Origin of the sequence: Trinickia soli (assembly GCF_002879855.1) — a bacterium.
Classification (GTDB): Bacteria; Pseudomonadota; Gammaproteobacteria; order Burkholderiales; family Burkholderiaceae; genus Trinickia; species Trinickia soli.
In genome coordinates this window covers 483,184-502,500 of sequence record NZ_PNYB01000001.1, presented here as the reverse complement: position 1 = coordinate 502,500, position 19,317 = coordinate 483,184, and the positions used below count along the sequence as shown (strand labels likewise).

Annotated in this window: 13 protein-coding genes and 1 pseudogene; 4 read left to right on the top strand and 10 right to left on the bottom strand. The window is 62.6% G+C overall.

Annotation, left to right across the window (positions count from 1 at the left end; genetic code table 11):
• Positions 1-38 precede the first annotated feature (38 nt).
• On the top strand, positions 39-1,775 hold the full coding sequence (locus C0Z19_RS02210; protein ID WP_102608118.1) for an L-lactate permease: 1,737 nt from the start codon (positions 39-41) through the stop codon (positions 1,773-1,775).
• A 269-nt stretch (positions 1,776-2,044) separates the two neighbouring features.
• A pseudogene (locus C0Z19_RS02205) lies at positions 2,045-2,194 on the top strand (glutathione S-transferase N-terminal domain-containing protein); the annotation flags it as partial.
• On the opposite strand, the gene C0Z19_RS02200 reads toward C0Z19_RS02205, so the two are convergent.
• The 9 genes from C0Z19_RS02200 to C0Z19_RS02165 form a co-directional block, all read right to left on the bottom strand.
• A complete protein-coding gene (locus C0Z19_RS02200) occupies positions 2,192-5,287 on the bottom strand; it encodes an efflux RND transporter permease subunit (protein WP_102608117.1) in 3,096 nt (1,031 codons plus the stop codon). The pseudogene C0Z19_RS02205 and the gene C0Z19_RS02200 sit on opposite strands and share 3 nt — an antisense overlap.
• Positions 5,288-5,350: 63 nt before the next feature.
• Positions 5,351-6,415 (bottom strand): efflux RND transporter periplasmic adaptor subunit, encoded by a 1,065-nt coding sequence (locus tag C0Z19_RS02195; RefSeq protein ID WP_102608116.1) that lies wholly within the window; start codon positions 6,413-6,415, stop codon positions 5,351-5,353.
• Positions 6,412-7,824 carry a TolC family protein gene (locus tag C0Z19_RS02190; protein ID WP_102608115.1) on the bottom strand — a complete coding sequence of 471 codons (1,413 nt, stop codon included), beginning with the start codon at positions 7,822-7,824 and terminating at the stop codon, positions 6,412-6,414. Before C0Z19_RS02190 ends, C0Z19_RS02195 begins: the two co-directional genes overlap by 4 nt.
• Positions 7,825-7,904: 80 nt before the next feature.
• Positions 7,905-9,218, bottom strand: coding sequence for a sensor histidine kinase (locus tag C0Z19_RS02185; RefSeq protein WP_102608114.1), 1,314 nt, complete (start codon positions 9,216-9,218; stop codon positions 7,905-7,907).
• The gene (locus tag C0Z19_RS02180; RefSeq protein WP_102608113.1) at positions 9,202-9,891 is read right to left on the bottom strand and encodes a response regulator transcription factor; all 690 of its coding nucleotides are present in this window, start codon (positions 9,889-9,891) and stop codon (positions 9,202-9,204) included. The genes C0Z19_RS02185 and C0Z19_RS02180 overlap by 17 nt, the downstream gene beginning before the upstream one ends.
• Positions 9,892-9,939: 48 nt before the next feature.
• The gene (locus C0Z19_RS02175) at positions 9,940-10,263 is read right to left on the bottom strand and encodes a DUF4148 domain-containing protein (RefSeq protein WP_102608112.1); all 324 of its coding nucleotides are present in this window, start codon (positions 10,261-10,263) and stop codon (positions 9,940-9,942) included.
• A 99-nt stretch (positions 10,264-10,362) separates the two neighbouring features.
• Positions 10,363-11,073 (bottom strand): glycine zipper 2TM domain-containing protein, encoded by a 711-nt coding sequence (locus C0Z19_RS02170; protein WP_102608111.1) that lies wholly within the window; start codon positions 11,071-11,073, stop codon positions 10,363-10,365.
• A 166-nt stretch (positions 11,074-11,239) separates the two neighbouring features.
• The gene (locus C0Z19_RS28420) at positions 11,240-11,398 is read right to left on the bottom strand and encodes a hypothetical protein (RefSeq protein WP_175083989.1); all 159 of its coding nucleotides are present in this window, start codon (positions 11,396-11,398) and stop codon (positions 11,240-11,242) included.
• Between the two features lie 163 nt (positions 11,399-11,561).
• Positions 11,562-12,485 (bottom strand): bifunctional helix-turn-helix transcriptional regulator/GNAT family N-acetyltransferase, encoded by a 924-nt coding sequence (locus C0Z19_RS02165; RefSeq protein WP_102608187.1) that lies wholly within the window; start codon positions 12,483-12,485, stop codon positions 11,562-11,564.
• Positions 12,486-12,729: 244 nt separating this feature from the next.
• Here C0Z19_RS02165 and C0Z19_RS02160 point away from each other — a divergent pair, with 244 nt between their 5' ends.
• Positions 12,730-15,198, top strand: coding sequence for a two-partner secretion domain-containing protein (locus tag C0Z19_RS02160; protein ID WP_233195950.1), 2,469 nt, complete (start codon positions 12,730-12,732; stop codon positions 15,196-15,198).
• 56 nt (positions 15,199-15,254) lie between these two features.
• Here the strand turns inward: C0Z19_RS02160 and C0Z19_RS02155 are convergent, their stop codons facing one another.
• Positions 15,255-15,599 carry a hypothetical protein gene (locus C0Z19_RS02155; RefSeq protein ID WP_146011980.1) on the bottom strand — a complete coding sequence of 115 codons (345 nt, stop codon included), beginning with the start codon at positions 15,597-15,599 and terminating at the stop codon, positions 15,255-15,257.
• Positions 15,600-15,790: 191 nt separating this feature from the next.
• Between C0Z19_RS02155 and C0Z19_RS02150 the strand changes: the two genes are divergently transcribed.
• Positions 15,791-19,273: a hypothetical protein gene (locus C0Z19_RS02150; RefSeq protein WP_102608109.1), complete on the top strand. Its 3,483-nt coding sequence runs from the start codon at positions 15,791-15,793 to the stop codon at positions 19,271-19,273.
• The last annotated feature ends 44 nt before the right edge of the window (positions 19,274-19,317 follow it).

The following is a 19,317-nucleotide window of genomic DNA, read 5'->3' as shown; positions in this document are numbered from 1 at the left end:
AGCGACATCGGCCGACATAGGCCGTTTCAGGAGACGTGATGAATCCAACTTTAGCGCTACCAGCGGGAATCCTGTTTGCCCAGCCACTTACGCCGGTCGCAAATTCGCTCTTGCTGTCATTTCTTGTTGCCATCGTGCCCATTGCTGTCGCGTTGGTGATGCTGGGCGTTTTTCGGCGTCCCGCCTGGCAAGCGTCGCTCTCGGGGCTCGTCGCCGGTTTCGCGATCGCGGTCGCGGTCTGGGGCATGCCGGCCGGTCTGGCATTGAATGCGGTCGGCGCCGGTATGATGCTGGCGCTGATCCCCGTCATGTGGATCGTGTTCAATGCGCTCTTGCTCTATAACATTGCCGTTAAAAGCGGGCGGTTCGATCAGTTCCGCCAGTGGATGCTCGACCATCTGCCGGACGATCGCCGCCTGGTCCTGCTCGTCGTCGCGTTCTCGTTCGGATGCCTGCTCGAAGGGATTTCAGGCTTCGGGACGCCCGTCGCGATCACGAGCGCGCTATTGATCGGGCTCGGCTTCCCCGCACTGGAAGCGCTTACGTTCACGCTCATCTTCAACACGGCGCCGGTCGCGTTCGGCGCGCTCGGGGTGCCGATCACGGTCCTCGGTGCGGTCACCTCGCTGCCGGCCGCTACGCTTGGCGCGATGGTCGGGCGGCAGTTGCCGTTTTTTGCTCTGCTGCTGCCGTTTTACAGCGTCGGCATGTATGGCGGCTGGCGTTCGATTCGAGAACTGTTTCCGGCGCTGCTTGTATCGGGCGGTAGCTTCGCGCTCGCACAGTTCGTCACGTCCAACTTTCTCGGTTATCAACTCACGGACGTGCTGTCGTCACTCACTTCGCTGATCGTTACGATCGGCTTCCTGAAGGTCTGGAAGCCGCGGCCCAATCCCGCGTTCGCGATGGTGCGCGTTGGTGCGGGCAGCGGCGGTTCGGTGCGTGCGGGTGGCCCGGTCAAGTCCGGCAACGGCGCAGATTGCGCTGAAGCCGGCGATGCGGCGGTCGCCGTAGCCGTGAAGATCGAGCGCAATCACGATACCCATCGGATCGGGTATGGCGGCTGGTTACCATGGCTGGTCGTGTCGGCGGTCGTGATCTTTTGGGTACACGCGGGCGTGGCGGCGATTGGCGATGTCAAGGTCAAATGGCCGGGCCTGCATAACGCTGTGTATATGACGCTTTACCACAAGCCGTATGCGGCAATCTGGGATTTCCAGCCGCTTGGCACCGGTACGGCGATCTTGCTTGCAGCGATCATCACGGCCCTCTGGACGCGATTGTCGGTGCGGGATTTCTTCGGCTGCGTCGCCGGCACCTGGAAGCAGACGCGCATCGCTATCGTGACAGTGATGATGATCGTGGGGCTCGCCTATCTGCTCAACTACTCGGGCATGAGCTACACACTGGGGATGGGCGTTGCGTCGACGGGCGCACTGTTTCCTCTCGTGTCGGCAACCCTGGGCTGGGTCGCGGTTTTCCTTTCCGGAAGCGATACGTCAGGCAATGCGCTGTTCGGTAACCTGCAGGTCGTCGCCGCGCGGCAGTTGCATCTCGATCCGGTGCTGATGGCCGCGACGAACTCGTCAGGCGGGGTGATGGGGAAGATGATCTCGCCGCAGAACATTGCGACTGGCGTGTCGACCACCGACCTCAAGGGGCAGGAAGGGGTCGTGTTCGCGCGCACGTTCTGGCACAGCATCCTGCTTACGCTGCTGCTGGGTGTGCTCGTCTTCTTGCAGCAGCACGTGCTGTCGTGGATGATTCCGCATTGAGCGATCAGCAGCACACCTGGAACGGGTGCCTCCGCGATTGGCGCCAGCCCGATGCCTGCACGAGATCCGAGCGACAATCCGGGCCGGTTACGCGTAGTCCTTGCAGTGGGTAAAAGAAATATCGGGCAGGTGTCGATTCTGGCGCGCGTCGAACGTCGACGGAAAGAGGGGCTCAATGTGCGAAAGCTGTTCGTTGAAGGATTAATGAAAGCTTGAGCGCAGGTCAGCCCCGAACGCGCGCCAGCGTGCGCCTGAAACCAAGGAGTTCAATTCCCATGAAACTCTACGCTCACCCGTTTTCCGCTTACTGCCAAAAGGCGCTGACCGCGCTGTACGAAAACGGCACCTCGTTCGAATTCGCGCTGCTGTCACCCGACAACCCACGGGCGCAAGCCGAGCTGGCGGGGCTTTGGCCCCTAAACGCTGCTGTCTGCGGCGTCGAATCGCAGATATCGCAGGGCGAGCGTCGGCAGCACGAGCAGGTTGAGCGCCGTCGATGTGACGAGGCCGCCGAGAATGACGATCGCCATCGGGCCTTCGATTTCGTTGCCCGCGGCGCCGCTCGTCAGTGCGAGCGGCAGTAACGCGAGCGCCGTTACAAGTGCGGTCATGAGGATCGGCACGAGGCGCTCGGACGCGCCGCGCAATGCCGTGCCGGCGTTCCAATGCATGCCTTCGACATGGACCAGGTGTTCGTAGTGGCTGATCAACATGATCGAATTGCGCAATGAAATGCCCAATAGCGTCACGAAGCCCACCATGCTGCCGAGCGTCAGGTTGCCGCCCGCAGCGACAACGCTGACGACGCCGCCCACAAGGGCGAACGGCACGTTGAGCATGACGACTGTGACGGCTCGTGCGCTGCGCAGCGCGAGCGACAGCAGCAGCACGATGCCGACGAGCGAAATGGCGCCATAGGCCAGCAAGTCGCGTTGCGATTGGCGTCGCGCTTCGCTTTCGCCCCCGAACACCGCGTAGACGCCGGCCGGCATGGGAACGTCGTGCGCGATGCGCGCCTGCGCTTCCTTCACGAAATCGCTGACGGGGCGGCTGCCGAGCGTCACCGCAACCGTCTGCACGCGCTGGCCGCCGTCATGCGTGATCTGATAGCGGCCGGATACCTGGCGAATGGTCGCCAACGATCCGAGCGGGACGGCCAAACCGTCAGGATTCCTGATTGTCAGCGTTTTGACATCGTTCAGCGACTGCCGCGCGGAAGGCGCGAGTTGAACCGCGAGGTCGTAGGTGCGGCTGCCATCGTGAATCTGTGCCACCGTGACGCCTTCGTAGGCGGCTTGAATCGAGTCGAGCACTTCGACGGGTCTCAAGCCCCATCGGCTCAACTGTTCGGGCTTCAGCTTGACGTCCAATTGCGGCGTTCCAGGTGGCGACTCGACATTGACGCCCGCGACGCCATGGATCGTGGCAAGCACGCGGGCGATGGCTTGCGCCTTGCGATCGATGAGGTCGAGGTCGTTGCCGAAGACGTTCACGACAACGGGCGCGGTCACGCCCGAAATGGTTTCGTCGATCCGCTCGATCAAGAACGTATTGATCGAAGTCGTCAGACCGGGAAAGCGTGCCAGCGTCGCGTGCATGGCGTTGATCGTCTTGTCCTGGCGCGCAGGACTCATGGGGGCGAGATCGACTTCGAATTCCGATAGCTGCACACCGGTCGGGTCGACGACATCGTTGGCGCGTCCCGCTCGCTGTGCGACGAGTCGCACGCCCGGAACACGCATCAGCGCGTCGGATACCTTTGTCCCCACCCTGATCGACTCCGCCAACGAGGTGCCCGGCGCGAGGCCCATATGCACGATATAGTGCCCCTCGCGCAATTGCGGAATGAAGTTGCCGCTCATGAACGGCAGGACGCCCAGCGCCGCGACGCATAGCAGCGCAACCACGACGACCGTACCTGTCCGATACCGCTCGACGGTTGACAGCAGTCCTGCGTAACGCGCTTTGATGCCGGCGATCGAGCGCGGCTCGCGCGAAGGTAGCGCGCCGCGCGACAACAATGCCAGCGATAGCGCGGGTGTGACCGTCAGCGCAACGCCCAACGATGCGAGCACGGCAAGGATGTAAGCCACGCCGAGCGGCGCGAACAGCTTGCCGGCCACGCCCGAGAGCGTCAGCACCGGCAGGAAGATCAACATGACGACGAACGTGGCGAAGACGACCGCGCTGCGTACTTCCAAAGACGCTTTCAGCACCACGCGAAGCGGCGGGAGCGGCGTGGCGCGCAGCCGGTTTTCGCGCAAGCGGCGGTAGATGTTTTCGACGTCGATGATCGCATCGTCCACCACTTCGCCTAGTGCGATGGCGAGGCCGCCGAGCGTCATCGTATTGAGGCTTGCGCCGAGCGATGTCATGACGATGACGGCGGTCAGCAACGACAACGGAATGGCGACGGCCGAGATCAGCGCCGTGCGCACGTTCAGTAGAAACAGAAACAGCACGGCAATGACAAGCAGCGCGCCAACCAGCAATGCCGTGCGCAAATGATCGATCGCGGTCGCGATGAAATTCGCGGGGCGAAACACGTTCGGCTGCAGATCCACGCCCAGTTTGTCGAGCACGGGTGCGAGCGATGCCAGCCGCGCCTCGATGCTGCGCGTGACGGCCATCGTATTCGTGCCGTATTGGTTCTCCATGACGAGCATGACGCCAGGTTTGCCCATGATCGTCGCCGAGCCGACCTGCGTCGCCTCTCCCCATTCGACGGTCGCGACATCCGACAGATGCAAAGCTGCGCCGTTACTCCAGCGCAGCACGACATTGCCGAGCTGCTTCGGGTTCGCGATTTGCCCATCGACATGAACGTCGATACGTTGATTGGCGTTTTCGATGAAGCCAGCGCCACGCGTTCCGGTTGCCTGGCGCGCTGCCGCGATCACGTCCTGCAGCGACAAGCCGTAGCGCAGCAGTTTTTGCGGATCGACCTCGATCTGCAATTGCCGCGCGGCCCCGCCGAACACGATCGCGTCGGCTACGCCGTGAACGCTCAGCAGCTGCGGCCGTATCGTCCATTGCGCAATATCGTAGAGCGCGGTGGGCGAGAGCGTCTTCGACGTGAGACCTATCGTGCGTACGACGCTCGTCGTCGTGGTCAGCGGCAGCACGACCGGCGGCATGACACCTGTGGGCAACGCAGCGGCCGTCGCGCTGAGGCGTTCGGCCACCATCTGCCGGGCCTGCAATACGTTGGTGTGATCGTTGAAGACGAGCGTGATCGACGACAAGCCCTGCATGGACCGCGACCGTATCGATTTCAAACCGACCATGCCGCCGAGCGCTTCTTCGATGGGCTGCGTCACGAGCGTTTCCACCTGCTCGCTCGTCATGCCGGGCGCTTGCGCTTGCACGATGCTCATCGGTGGGGCGAATTCGGGGAAGACGTCGAGGTCCGCTCGCGTCAGCGAAAAAATCCCGTAGCCGGCAGTAACGACGGCCAGTGCGAAGACGATGCCGCGAAAGCGCAACGAAAATCGGATGATGGCTTGGAGCATGGATACGCGATGGCGCAAGGAGAGAGAAGCGAAGCGCGTGCGGCGCTTAGCCGTTGCGTACTATCAGTCGTCGCATTCGGGCGGATCTTTGCAGGCCGTCGCAACGCCTTGTGGTTTCAGCTCTTGCGACAGCAACAGTTGCGCGCCGCGTGTGACGACCTGATCGCCGCTGTGAAAGCCCGACGTTACGGCAATTCCAACCTCATTTTCGCTCGCGGGTTTCACGTATCGCCGTGCGAATCGATCTGGCGCAACGCGAACGTAGGCCCATGTTTGCCCGCCATACCAGACGATCGCATCGGAAGGGATCAGTAACGCAGGCGTGCTCGTTTGTGCGGCCGGCGCCGTCACCGTCGTATGCGTGCCGACCGGCAACGCACGCTGCGCGGCATAGAACCACGGTGTGCCTTGTACGGCAGGATCCGCTTGCAAAGACACAGATAGCTTTTGCAGCACAACGGGTCGGCCATCGGGCGCATCCAAGGTAAGGCGATCGGCGGGTGAGGCGCTGATCGACGAAGGCAGCGTGACGCGCAGAATCGAGGCTTCTCCAGATTGCAACTGCATCAGAAGCTTTGAATCGGGGTCAACGGCTGCGCGCGACAGCACCTCGCCGTATTGAAGTTTCGCGGTCGCAATCAACCCCGCCAGTGCGGCTTTCGCTGTTTGCAGCTTGTCGCGATCCGCTTGCATGAGCGCTTGCGCGTTTTGCAGCGCCTTCAGCGAGACATTGTGGCCGTCGTCGAAGAGCGTGCGGCTGCGTTGGTATTCCGCGCTCGAAGCCTTTGCCTGCCCGGTCAGCGTCGCAACGTCGGCGCGTGCGCCGGCGAGCTTCGTGCGCAAATCGACGAGCGGTTGCGGATCGACGACGGTCGCATAGGCGTCGTAGTGCGCTCGAACGCTCGTCGCGACGACAGGTGCAACGACGATGCCACTCGCCCGCTGAGCATCTACGGCCACCACGACCACGGTCTCGCCACCAACCGTTTGCACCGAGGGCGCCGCGGCGGCTTGAGGCGCCGATGCGGCGTGCGAAGGCAGGGCGGCGACGGTTTGGGACACATACCATCCGGCGGCGGCTGCGATACATAGCGAGGCCGCCGCAGCGAAAACCAATCGTGCGTTCATTGTTGTCCTCCCCGCCGATGAGTCGACGCATCATCCACATCGTCCGCATCGTGCGGACTACGGCGCAGCGGACGCTGCATGGCATCCTCGACGGCGGCGGCGGCCTGCCGGGCTGCGGCAAGGGCATCCAGTCGCACGATCTCGTGGGTTTCGTAAGCGGCTTTCGCTTTCGTATATTCGAGCCGATCGATCTCGCCCGACGAGAATTCGGCGGTCCCATCGTTCAACTGTTTGCGCGCGAGGTTCAATTGATCGTCGGCGAGACGTAGCGCCGCGAACGACGACCGATAGCGTGTCAGCGCCTGATCGAGTGCGCCGAGAATCGTGTCTTGCAACGCGGCCGTGCGCGCCGCGGCCTCCTTGCGTTTGCTCTCGGCCTCGCGGATGCCGCCTTGATTCTGGTCGAAGATCGGCAGTGTGATGCCGGCCAAGCCGAACGCAATGCGCCGTGTCCCGGTGTCATAGGTATAGCCGGGCCCCAGGTGAATGTCGGGATATTGTTTGGCGACTTCCAATTGCAATGCCGATTCGGCCGCGGCGTAATCGGCCAACGACGCCAGCAGGTCCGATCGATGAAAAATCGCTTCGCGTTGCGCCTCGGCATCGGGCGGCGGGAGCGGGGGCGCGCGGAGCGAAGACATGTCGATGTCGATTCCGTCCATGGCTGAGACGGGGATACCGATCGCGGCGGCCAGTTGTGCGCGGGCGTCGTCTATCGCCGCGCGCGACGCCGCGTACTCGCGCTGCGTTTGATTCATCGTCAAGGCTGCCCGTGTGACATCGGACGACGAATTCTCGCCTTGCTGATTGCGCATTTTCATCATGGCGACGACGGCCTGTTCGGCTGCGATGCTCCGTGCCAAAGCTGCGCGACGTGCTTGGGCCGCGCATAGCGCAATCAATGCATCGCGGACCTGTGCGGTGACTTTCCACGCTTGCGTGTCGAGGTCGAATTGCGCCGCGGTCGCCAGATGCGTCGCCTGATCGATGCGATACCCGCGCTTTCCGGCGGTCTCTATCGGAATGTCGAGCGCTATTCCCGTCGTAAATGGTGCGCCGGGCCCGGGGTTTGGCGTTGCATATTCGAACGGCAACTGAAGCGTGGGATTCGGTATCGCTCCGGCGACGTCGACATGCGCGCGTGCGGTCTCCGATTGGGCGCGCGCGACGGCCAGCGTCGGGCTGTAGTACCACGCCGCCAGCGTCAGCAACTCGCGATTCCATTGCGAGGGCGGCCACGGCGTGACATCGTGACCGATCGAGCTGACGACGAACGCATGCAATCCGGCATCGGCAAGCGAGCGCCGCTCGAACTTGTGAGCAAGATCGGCAGGCACGAGCGGTTGCGCATGGTACGTGGTGCAGCCTGCCAGCAGGCAGAGCGCGATGAGCGGAAACAGGCGGTGCATCGGGCAGGTATGGATCGATGGGTCCTCGAAGCGAGCATCCTTCGACTGCCGATACTACCGAACCGCGTGTGAAGTTTTCGTCAAGAAGCGTCGCAAGCCGACGTGACCCGCGCGCGGGAAGCGTCGGGCAGCAACAGCGATACGCAAGTGCCGCGCGACGGCGCGCTCTCGAGTTCGATTCGCCACCCATAACGGTCGGCGATCTTTTTGACGATCGAGAGGCCAATGCCAACGCCGTGCCTCACGTCAGGAAGCGGGTCCGCCTGGTAGAACCGATCGAAGACGTGCGGCGCCGCGCCGGGCGCGATGCCGGAGCCCGTGTCCTCGATGCGCAACCATCGTTGGTCGTAACTGAATCGCAAACGTCCGCCTTCCATGTGGCGTTCGGCGTTGTCGATCAGATTCGACAGCACGATGGCCAGCGCGGATGGGTTCGCCATGACAGATTGATCCGGTGGGATTTCGACTGTGATCTCGATGCCTTTGGCGGCGAGACGATCGGAAAATGGCGCGAGCGCTTCTTCGACCGCAGCGGCGAGGCGCACGCAAACGGTCTCGCGCGTACCCGGTTCTCTGGCGAGCGTCAGCAATGCGTTGACAAATTGCCGCATATTGTCGGCAGCACGATCGATCTGAGCAACACGCGTGCGCGCCTTGTGCCCCATTGACGCGTCTTGCTCGAGCAGCTCGCAGCTCGTTTTGATCGCCGTGAGCGGTGTGCGCAGCTCGTGACTTACGTTGCCCGTGAATTCTTTCTCGCGCGCGATCATCTCGGCCATGCGGCGATGGTAATCGTTGAATGCATCGACGAGTGCGACGAGTTCGGTTTCGTCGAATTTGCCCGGCTGAATCGGCGCAGACGGCTCCGAGCCCAGCGTTTTCACTTGTTTCGCGAGACCGGCCACTTGCCGCACCAGGAGCCCGGACAAGCCGAACGCCAGCCAGATCGTCAGGAGTGCGAACAAACCGGTGACGACCATGAGCGCGTCGACGACGTCTTTGAAACGCCGTTCATACGCGCTGAAGTTATAGACACGGTACAAACGCCCTGCGGCGAACGGCGCTACGGCGACGTGGATTTCCCGCCCGTCCAGGATGATTTCGTGGACGCCGTCGGGCAGGGCAGCGACAGATGCGGGGAGTGCGACAGGCAAACGGTCGGCGGTGGAGACGTAACCGCGCATGCGCGCATCGAACGGGGGGAGCAACACCGGATCGGAACGATAGGCTTTGGTGACGCTGGTCATGTCATCGTCGACGAGCGCCGTGATGAGCCGTTCTTCTTGCGCTTCGGCCAGCGCGCGCACTCCCAGCGCCTGTGCGACGAGCAGCGCGATCGTCAGCACGGAGAACCCCACCGCGACCTTGAAGCGAAGGCTATGACGCGCGCGCATGAGGAGCGACGAGCCGATAGCCGATACCGTGGACCGTTTCGATGAGATCTTCTTCGCCGTCAGCGGTCAGCGCGCGACGCAGCGAATAGACGTGCGAGCGCAGCGTATCGCTGTCGGGCAACGCATCGCCCCATACCTCAGTCTCGAGCTCGGTGCGACCGAAGACGCGGCCCGGGTCCTGCATCAGTATCCGCAGCAGTTGCAGGCATTTGGGCGGCAGGCGCAACGGGCGTCCCGAGCGCGCTACGGTAAGGGTCGAGACGTCGAGCAGCACGTCGGCAAAGCGCATTTGACGCGCGACGACGCGGCCGCGATAGCGTTTGATCTGCGCTTCGAGCCGCGCACCCACCTCTTTGAGCGAGAATGGCTTGACGAGGTAGTCGTCGGCCCCATGGCCGAATCCTGTCAGCTTGTCGTCGAGCGTATCGCGAGCGGTCAACATCAAAACGGGCGTGTCCCGATGCGCTTGCTCGCGCAACTGGCGACAGAGCGTAAGGCCGTCCATGCCGGGCAGCGAGAGGTCGAGCAGGATTGCGTCCCATGTATCGGCCAGCGCGAGGCGCAGCCCATTCGTCCCATTGGTCGCCAGATCGGCTTGGTAGCCCTGGCTTGTCAGATAGTCGTACAGATTGGCCGCAATGGCGGGGTCATCTTCGACGATGAGCACTTTCATGTGTGAGCCGTTGCGGCGACGCTGCGCCGCAACGCAGGCATTACCTGATTAATGACGCCCATACATCGATCGCCAGCTTGTGCTCGGCGTCATGACGGGCGAGCCCGATTGCACCGTGCCGGCCGTGGCACCGCCCATGTCGCTGACAGCCGTCGTGCTGACACCGGCTTGCGTGCCGACGCGGGCCTCGGCGGCCTGGATATCGGCAGGATAGTGGATTTTGCTCGGCACGTAGCCGTTCTGCCGCAGTTGGATCAGTTGATTCATCACCTGCGCGCGGGTGACCGGCGAATCGGGGCCTTGGGTTTGCGCCATGGCCGCAGCCGGGGCCAGTGCCAGAGCGATAACGGTTGTCAGTAAGGAGCGTTTCATGATCGGTACCTCCTGTTTCGCGTCGGCTGCGAACCGTAAGGGCCCGCAGCATGCGATTCAATTGTGGTCGACCAAGCTTAAGGTTCGGTTAAGCGCCGCTCATGCTGCCGTCAAAGAGCCGCCGACGACGCGGACATGCTCGCCGGGCTGGAACGAGGGCTGGGTCGAATACGTGAAGTTGCGATAGCCGCCGTCTTGCATCCGCACTTGAACCTGATACGACGTGGCTTTGCGCACTTCGTGTTCGATCCCGTTGCCGGCCAGGCCGCCACCGACCGCGCCGGCTATCGTCGCGAGCGTGCGCCCCCGCCCGTTGCCGATCTGGTTGCCGAGCAAGCCGCCTGCAATTGCGCCGCCGACAGCGCCGACCCCCGTCGTCGGCTCGGGCGCCTGTACGGCATTGATCGCTACGATTTCACCTGCGTCAGGGTCATATGCCGCCGGACGCGTTGCGTGTGTGCCGTAACCGTCGGCGCTGCCGTACGCCGCATTGCCATAAGACGGCGCTTGTTCCGGCGTGACTTTGACGACGTGATGATGGCGCCGGGCTTGCTCCGCGGCTTCGTTGACCGATGCGCGCTGCGCGCTATAGGAAGGCGCCGCCGTGACCGGCGCGCTTGCCGTTTGCATGTTGGACTTGTCGGCCGCCGCAATTTGCTCGGGCGATGTCGAGACGGCGTGCGAGGTGGGCAGCCAGCCGGCCATCGCTGCAATGCCTGTCGCACTGACCAGCATGACCGCAACGGCCGCGCCGGCGACCAGGGGATGGATACGACCGGCGGACGGATTCGAAGGGCGATTCGCGTTCATGAAAGACTCCAGGGAAGGATGTCTGCAAAAACGCTGAACGCTGCCTCGCGGACGACCGCGCAATGGTGACATCTGTAAGCAGATGTATTTGCGCGCAAGCCCGCAGGCGCGGCTCCCAATGAAAACGCCGCCGCATTCATGGCGGCGGCGCATCCTGACTGCGGTTTTAGTCGACGAGACGAATGCCAAACACCGTAGCCTGCGAGCGACGAACGCGCTCGGCTTCACGATGACGCGCTTCGAACGAGTAGTCGGAATCGAGCGGCAGGTGCGGCGAAACGAAGAGATCGTTGATCTTTTGGACGAGGGCGAAAACGAAGCTCATGGCAACTCCCGGTTGAATGCATCTAAGGGTTTTTCCTTAGATCAAATTCTAGGGTTTTCCCTATGAGAAATCTAGTGCATTGCACAAAAAATGGCCGAAGTCGCCAATTGGCTGGTGCGAGTGGGGATGTGGCGTTGCACAATCGCAACGGCCGATGCGGCCCTCAAAGATCTCTCGCCCAGATTTGCCCGATCAGATCTTTGCCGAAGCTGTGATGCGGCTCTTCCTCGATCAATGCGAAACCCGCCCGTTCGTAAATGCGCCGAGCCTCGACCAGCACGCTGTTCGTCCATAGCTTCATCCGCTTGTAGCCGGCGAGCCTGGCGAAACGCAGACATTCGTCGACGAGGCGATGCCCGATTCCAAGGCCGCGTGCGCTCGCTTCTACGTAGAGCAAGCGCAATTTGGCCGTCTCGGCGTCTTCGCGAACGACAAACACCGAGCCCACCGCTTTGCCGTCTTTTTCTGCGATCCAACAACGCTCGGACGTCGGATCGAACTCGCGGATGAACTTTGCGACGATCTCGGCTACGAGCGCTTCGAATTCGGCATTCCAACCGTACTGATGTGCATAGAGGACCGACTGCCGATGGACGATCCAACCCATATCGCCGGGGCGCGGATCGCGCAGCACATACGAGGTTTCCGCCTCGCCAAGCAACGCCTGGATCTGCGCCATGGCATCGACCAGCTGAAGCTGAGCCGGCTCGGCCAGCCGTTCGAGCATCGCGCCGACTTCACGCCGCGATGCCTCGTTCAATGGTCGAAATGCCGCTTGCCCTTTTTCTGTCAGTTGCAATTGAGCGACGCGCGCATCTGTCGTCGATCGCGTCTTGAAGAGCAATCCTTTGTTTTCGAAACCGGCAATGACGCGGCTCACATAGCCCGCATTGAGTCCGAGTTCGCGGCACAGATCGGAAGCGGTGATCCCTTTGCGATGCGCAAGCTCATAGAGAATCCGCACTTCCGTCAGCGAGAACTCGCTATCGAGCAGGTGTTCGTGCAAGACACCGATCTGGCGCGTGTAAAAGCGATTGAAGCGGCGGACGGTTTCCGCACGCTCGTCGAGAACAGTAGCGCTGGCCATGGCAGTCTCCTTGGTTGCCTCTGGCATAGTTTTAGTTGCCAAAAGCAATCATGTCAATCGGGGGAACCCGCGCGTGTCTCGCGGAGGCGGAAGGCGGAAAAGGACGAATGGTTGGCTGATTCGGATGGCATCGGCTCCGCTATGACTTCCCTGCGCCCGCTATCGTTCTGATCGTGCCGCCAGACCGGGAAAAAAGGGCACGAGCGGGAAGCACACATTCGAACATCGGAGACAAGGGGGCGCCATGCAGGTCATCAGTCAATCGAGCGAAGACACGGCTCACGGGAAAGATTTCGCCAACCTGGGGTGGACCATCCGACGGCGCCCCCTTACGGCTCTCGTGCCGATGGCCGTGGCCTTATGGAGTTGGGGCGCGGCCACCGCGCCGGCCTATGCCGCAGGTGCCCTGCCAAGCGGCGGCCAGTTCGTCGCCGGCTCCGGATCGATCAGCGGCAGCGCGACCGCGCTCACGATCAATCAAACGACGAGCCGCGGCGTAATCGACTGGTCGCATTTTTCCATCGGCAGCGGCAACCGCGTGACCTTCGACAACGGCAGCGGCGCTACGCTGAACCGCGTGACGGGCGGCGATCCCTCCGCGATCTTCGGCACGTTGTCAGCCACAGGTAGCGTGTATTTGATCAACCCGCAGGGCATCCTGATCGGTCCTGGCGGGCTCGTCAGCACGGGCGGCCGTTTTGTCGCCTCGACGCTCGATACCTGCAATTGCGGTTTCATGAGGGGCCATCCGCTTGCATTCAAAGGCGATTCGAACGCCAGCGTCATCAACCTCGGTACCGTGGGATCGACGGGGGGCGACGTGATGCTGATTTCAGGCAATAGCGTCGTCAACGCCGGAAGAATCTCCGCTCCGCACGGCACAGCCGAACTGGCAGTGGGGCAGAACGTGTTATTGCAGGATTCGTCCACGGGGCGACAAGTGTTCGTGCAAACGGGCAGTGGCGGAAACATCGAGAACGCAGGGCCGATCGACGCGGCGCAAGTAAGCCTGCAAGCGGCCGATGGCAACATCTTTGCGCTGGCGGGCGAGCACACGACGATCCGTGCGACCGGTACCGCGAAACGCGATGGACATGTCTGGCTGGTTGCTGAAACGGGCGTGGTCGCGCTCGGTGGCACGATCGAGGCGAAGAACGCCGATGGCAGCGCGGGCGCCGTCGACACGAACGCCGCACTGCTCGATCTCGGCTCCGATGACATCAAGCCGTTGATCAAAGCCGGCAAGTGGCAGGTGACGACCCCCGATCTGGCGATCGACAGCGGAGCCGCCGCCACGTTCGCCCGAAGTTTGAGTGCCGGCACGTCGATCGACGCGCAAGCAACGGGCGCGCAGGGCGGCACCGGCGATATTGACGTGCTGTCGTCGATTCATTGGACCGGCGCGGCTTCGCTGACACTCGGCGCCTATCATTCGTTGACGATCGAAGCGGGCGCGAAATTGAAGAACTGCGGCACAGGCAATCTGACGCTCAATGCCGATGCCGCAGCGATCGATAATGGCGGCAGCATCACGAATAACGGCGTCATCGACTGGTCCAGGAGCACCGGCGTCGTCACCGCCCTCTACGATATGAACGGCAGCTTCACGCCGGGTTCTCTGCTGGCCAACGCAACATGGAAAGCAGCGCCCTATAGCGGGCTCGTTACGCAGATCACGGGTTATCGGTTGGTCAATTCGTTAGGAGACCTGAAGAAAGTGGCCGCCGATCCAACGGCGAACTACGCCCTGGGCAGGAATATCGATGCGGGTTCGACGACCGACGGCTCGTTCGTGCCGATCGGCGATTACAACCATCCGTTCAGCGGGCAATTCGACGGACGCGGGCATCAAGTCGATTCATTGGATTTGATCCAGATGGTGCAGGGCGGACCGATCGACCCGCAAGGCTATACGTTGCAGGCGCAGGGCCTGTTTGGCGTGATCGGCACGGCGGGCGTTGTACGCGATATCACCGTGAGCGGCGGCTCAGTGGGCGCGGGGGGATATTTTTCGATCGGCCTGCTTGCCGGCGTCAATAACGGAACGATTGCCTACGGTCATTCGTCGGGCAACGTCGCGCAATCGGGCGACCTCGCCGCCTACTTGACGAGCTCGGGTGGATTGGTGGGCATCAATTACGGCAACATCCTGCGCTCGTCCAGCAGCGCGGGCATCGATTCCGCGGGGAACGCAGGTGGCCTCGCCGCGGAAAACGATGGCCTCATCGCGCAATCGTTCGCGACCGGCGGCGTGAGCGTAGAGCCTTATGCAGGCGGCGCGGGCGGGCTCGTGGGCGGCAACGGCGGAACGATCACGCAATCGTATGCGACCGGCGGCACCTCGACAAATTTCACTTATTGCCCGGGACCCGGATGCACGTCCGGGTCGGCCGGCCTCGTGTGGAACAACCTGGGCTCGATCACGCAATCGTTCGCCACGGGGCCCGTCAATAACGACAACGGTATTGCGCCAGCAGGCATTGCTTCGATCAATCAAGGCACGATCGGCAATGACGTCTATTGGAACAAGGACACGACGGGCGCTGCCGCGGGCGTGTATACGGGCAAGCCCATGCCGGATGCAAACGGACTGACCAGCGCGCAGATGCAACAAACGGCTTCGTTTGCGGGCTACGACTTCGGGCAGAACGGCGTTTGGGCGATGCCGGCCGGTGCGACGCATCCGGTATTGCAATGGCAAGTGCAGCAGTGACGCACGAAGAGCGGATCGCGGTGCCGGTTCGATGAATGGGCCGGTGCTGCGGGAAGCTAAGGCGTCTCGCCGAACGTGACATCGTCGAACCAGACCGTGCCTCCGCCGGCTGCCGCAGGCGCACCCGATTCCAAGTGAATCTCGACGTAGGCCGGCAACGCGCCGGCGCAAATCTGGGCGTTGCCTTGAGCCGGTAGTGCGATGCTGACCGAGAGCGGCGTCCAGTTCGAATCGCCGGGTGGCAACGACGCGGAGACGTTGCTGCCCAGGTAGCAACCCGCGCGCGTGTACATCGACAGGTTCAGGCGACTTGCGACGGTGGGATGGCCGTCGCCGTGAAGTCGGCATACGCCCACGGCGCCCCGTACGTGCAAATCGCGTAGTACATGGTGTGCGGTCAAGTTGCTGCTATGCGTCGATTATGGAATGTCGGTGTTATCAAGGGACGATCCTCGGAATTCCGTCGCTTTTGAGCGCACGGTTCTACGCTTAGCCGGAGTTGTTCTCTCACAATCAAGCACGGAGAATCTAGCCTTTCCGCCTGCCGGCAAGCGCACGTGTTTGTTATGCACCGGCCCCACGAGATGCCAAGATGGAACTACTGACCGAAGGACCGTCGGGCGCGGCACGCGTCCTGTCCGCCGCACCGCCGGCCCCCGAGCCGGCTCCGGCTGGTCAGGCCTATCTGGCGATGACGAAGAGTATTGGCACAAAACCGGTCGATGCGGACTCGATGGCCACGGCGCTGCAGGCTGCGTGGAAGTGCCGCGACGACGAAGCGCTCGTCGTGGGGCAAGCGGCGGTCACCATTCAGGTGCAACACGATATGCAGTCCGGCCCATCGGGCTCGAACCTGCCAGCCGATGCCGTCGACAGGGCGGTGAAAGAGCTCGAAGCCTACCGTGATTCGTCGCCCAAGGACAATCGTCTGTCGTCGCTCGACGCCAAAACATTGGAGCAGGTCGCTCGGTCCATGCACGCGGCGGCTGGGGCCTCGACCGCGGGCGCCAGTTCGACTGCGGCGGCCAGCGTCAATCTGCGTCCTACGGCCGAGGCGATCAAAAGCACGGCGGCCCAATTGACCGCATACCTGAATGCCGGCGCCGATTTGCCGGAAGCGCTCGCCTGCATCTCGACGCAATACGGCGGGGTCGGTTGCGATGCTTTGACGCTCGCTTGCGCCGCGTTGCACGTTCAAGCGCCGGCTTCGCTCCCCACGTTCTTGCGCAATCCGGGCGGATCGACCCCGATCGTGCTCGCCAAGGCCACGCTGACGAAGTATTTCGATGCGTCGACGCTCGAGCGAGCCACGCAGCTCATGGCCGCGAATGGGTATACGCGACCCATCGACACTCGTGCAGCGACAGCCGCGATGGCCCGGCTCGAGGCGGACAAGCAGGGCACGCTTCAGTATTCAAACGATATGAGCGCGCTACGCGGGGCGCTGAACGATGCGCTCAACGCAGCCACCGGGGAGCGGGGCATTGCCTGGGCCGACGATCCGTTTGCACGCGATGCGTGGGACATGGCTGAGCAAGTCGTAGCGCATCAGGTGATGGCCTCAGCGACGCCTTCGACGGGCCAAAGCACGACCCACAACCTCCTTCTGGCGCTAACCGAATTGCAGGCATTGGGCGCCGTTGCAGATGCGACGCCCGCGCATCGCCGCGCCGAGTCGCCCTCCGAGAGCAAAATCCATACGGACGTCGCCCGAACCGACGCGCTGACGGCACAGTTGGAAAAATTAGGGCTACTAACTATCGACCCGGTCACGCAGCAACTGACTGCGCCGGAGAACCCGTACGGTTTTGCACCCAACAGCGGCGTTACAAGCCTGGACGATTGGACGCTCTTCAATGACATCACACGCGATCCGTCGATCGCCACCTTGAAGTCGGACGACATCAATGACGTACTTGGTACGACGGGTACGACGTCGCACGAATCCGCCCAAGATGCGCAATCCGAATTGCGGGCAACTTCGGCAGTGTTGGCCGAATTCAAAAGCAACGGAGCGTTCAACTATCAGGAATTGCTGGCGGCCGCGTTGCGCTCGAATTCGGTGCAGCAACGCTTTAGCGATCTGGCCGGCTCGGTGCATGAAAAACATGCCGTCGATGAGGTCCACGCCGACGCGCAGATCCTGAAGAGCGTCGGTGAGCCTGCCGATGCGGATCTGATCGTCGCGCTCTATCAGCAGAAATTCCAATCGCGCTTCGAGGGTTTGGTCGCGCACGGCGTGTGGAACAACGCGAGCGGGCTCTCGGTCCTTTGGGAAAAGAACGACGCCCCGCGATACGCGATAGACGTAGGCGACGCATACGCCGCACTCGGAGATGCGACCACACCGGCGAGCCAGACTGCGGCCGGCCGCAGCCTGCTCGGCGTCGTCGCGAAGCGAATGGGCGGCAATGATTTCGTCGGCAGCAGCGATGGCAGTGATAAGTACTACGATCTGAACTGGTCCAGCAAGGACGGCACGCACGTTGTGAATCCTCAGTTGGCGCAGGACATCATCACTTCCGATCCGCACTCGAAGACGGCGAAGTACATCGAGGAAGAGCTTCCGACGTTGAATCGCGGCGATTCAACGCCGTCGAACGTGCCGCCTATGGCGAGCGCAAGCGCAGACGCGACCCAGGAAGCCGTCACGCAGCCGGGCACCCAGGTTATTACCTCCCGCTCCTCGCTCATCGACGCGCTCGGCCGCGCATACAGGCAAACCCCTCTTGCGAATGCACCGGCAGACGGCCAGCAATACGACGGCAATGACAAGGTGTACGGCGACACGACGCTCAATCAGCTGGCCGACAGCGTACTCGCTTCACAGGATGTGACTGAGCCGGGCAATGCCGCACCGATCGAAATCACGCTGCTCCCGATGCTCTATTGGAACCATGCATCGACGGACAACGGCGATCAACCAGCCGCGCCGCAACAGCTGCAGTTGGTCCAGGTCGATGGCAGGGCGGGGCGCCGGTTTGTCGGCCCGGCCGACACGAAAGCCTACGACAGCTATGACGCGTGGGTGCAAAACAATGGGCTGCCCAAAGGCACCCTGGTATCGCAGCAGTTTTTGACGACTGCCGGCACGGGCGTGCCGGCCGGCGTCATGGATCAGACGACCACGGGGCCGAAGCAGCACCTTGATAATTGGCAGATTCTGTTGAAGGCCGGCGAGGCGATGGTGCTGTTCCCCGTAGTTGGCGCCATCAGCGTCGCGCCGTTCGCTGTGCCGCTACTGGGGCCCGCCACGACCACCGGGCTTCGGCTGGTCTACTTTGGTCTACAAACCTACTACGCCGGGAATGCCGCCTATCAAGCGGCGAACGCGGTGCAGGATGTCGCCGCTAACCCTACGTCGTGGCGCACGTGGCTCTCGGGCACGATGACCACAACGCTGAGCGCGTTGCCGTACGTGAAATCGCTGCGCGGCGTACGGCTCGATGCAGGTGCGCGCGCCCTGACGACGGGGGCGTCATCGGAAGATCCCGTGCTCAATCAGATCCTGCAGAAGATCGGCGACAAGCGCGTGATCGTCATCGGCGGCTATTCCGGCCTGGGTTATGCCGACGAAGCCGTTGTTGAACAGGCGGTGCGGGCGGACCTCGAACAAAAGGTCGCCGCGCACGGCGCGGAGAACCTGATCGTGGTAGGCGGGTCGACCAGCGACGGCATTGGCGACATCGGATACCGCGTCGCGAAGGGCTTTTCGATCGACACGCTGGGTATCGTGTCGGAGGAGGCGAGGCAATTCGGCGCCTCCGCCTATTGCGACGACACGATCTACGTGCCCGATCCAGGGCAGACGTGGTCGGTTCTTGCCCCAGACGGACTGTCGTACATGGTCACCGCAGCCGCCGACGGTCGTGGCGCTTATTTCGCCTACGGCGGTGGCGATATCGCGCGCGATGAGCTGATGGAGGCCCAGCGGCGGGGGATTCCAACGGTGATCCACCCGCAGTTAGCGCCCGATCCGGCGAAGCTCGACGCCAAGGTGGCAAAAAATCCGGCTTTCGACGGAAGTCCGGTGCAAACCTCGATAAACGACGGCAGGCTGCGACTGGAACCCTGAGCCCATAGCCGATGTTGCAAAAAGTAGCGCGAGGCCGCGCTGCA

Coding starts and splice junctions, on each gene's coding strand:
- C0Z19_RS02210 (WP_102608118.1), top strand. CDS start 39: ATGAATCCAACTTTAGCGCTACCAGCGGGAATCCTGTTTGCCCAGCCA.
- C0Z19_RS02200 (WP_102608117.1), bottom strand. CDS start 5,287: ATGCTCCAAGCCATCATCCGATTTTCGTTGCGCTTTCGCGGCATCGTC.
- C0Z19_RS02195 (WP_102608116.1), bottom strand. CDS start 6,415: ATGAACGCACGATTGGTTTTCGCTGCGGCGGCCTCGCTATGTATCGCA.
- C0Z19_RS02190 (WP_102608115.1), bottom strand. CDS start 7,824: ATGCACCGCCTGTTTCCGCTCATCGCGCTCTGCCTGCTGGCAGGCTGC.
- C0Z19_RS02185 (WP_102608114.1), bottom strand. CDS start 9,218: ATGCGCGCGCGTCATAGCCTTCGCTTCAAGGTCGCGGTGGGGTTCTCC.
- C0Z19_RS02180 (WP_102608113.1), bottom strand. CDS start 9,891: ATGAAAGTGCTCATCGTCGAAGATGACCCCGCCATTGCGGCCAATCTG.
- C0Z19_RS02175 (WP_102608112.1), bottom strand. CDS start 10,263: ATGAAACGCTCCTTACTGACAACCGTTATCGCTCTGGCACTGGCCCCG.
- C0Z19_RS02170 (WP_102608111.1), bottom strand. CDS start 11,073: ATGAACGCGAATCGCCCTTCGAATCCGTCCGCCGGTCGTATCCATCCC.
- C0Z19_RS28420 (WP_175083989.1), bottom strand. CDS start 11,398: ATGAGCTTCGTTTTCGCCCTCGTCCAAAAGATCAACGATCTCTTCGTT.
- C0Z19_RS02165 (WP_102608187.1), bottom strand. CDS start 12,485: ATGGCCAGCGCTACTGTTCTCGACGAGCGTGCGGAAACCGTCCGCCGC.
- C0Z19_RS02160 (WP_233195950.1), top strand. CDS start 12,730: ATGCAGGTCATCAGTCAATCGAGCGAAGACACGGCTCACGGGAAAGAT.
- C0Z19_RS02150 (WP_102608109.1), top strand. CDS start 15,791: ATGGAACTACTGACCGAAGGACCGTCGGGCGCGGCACGCGTCCTGTCC.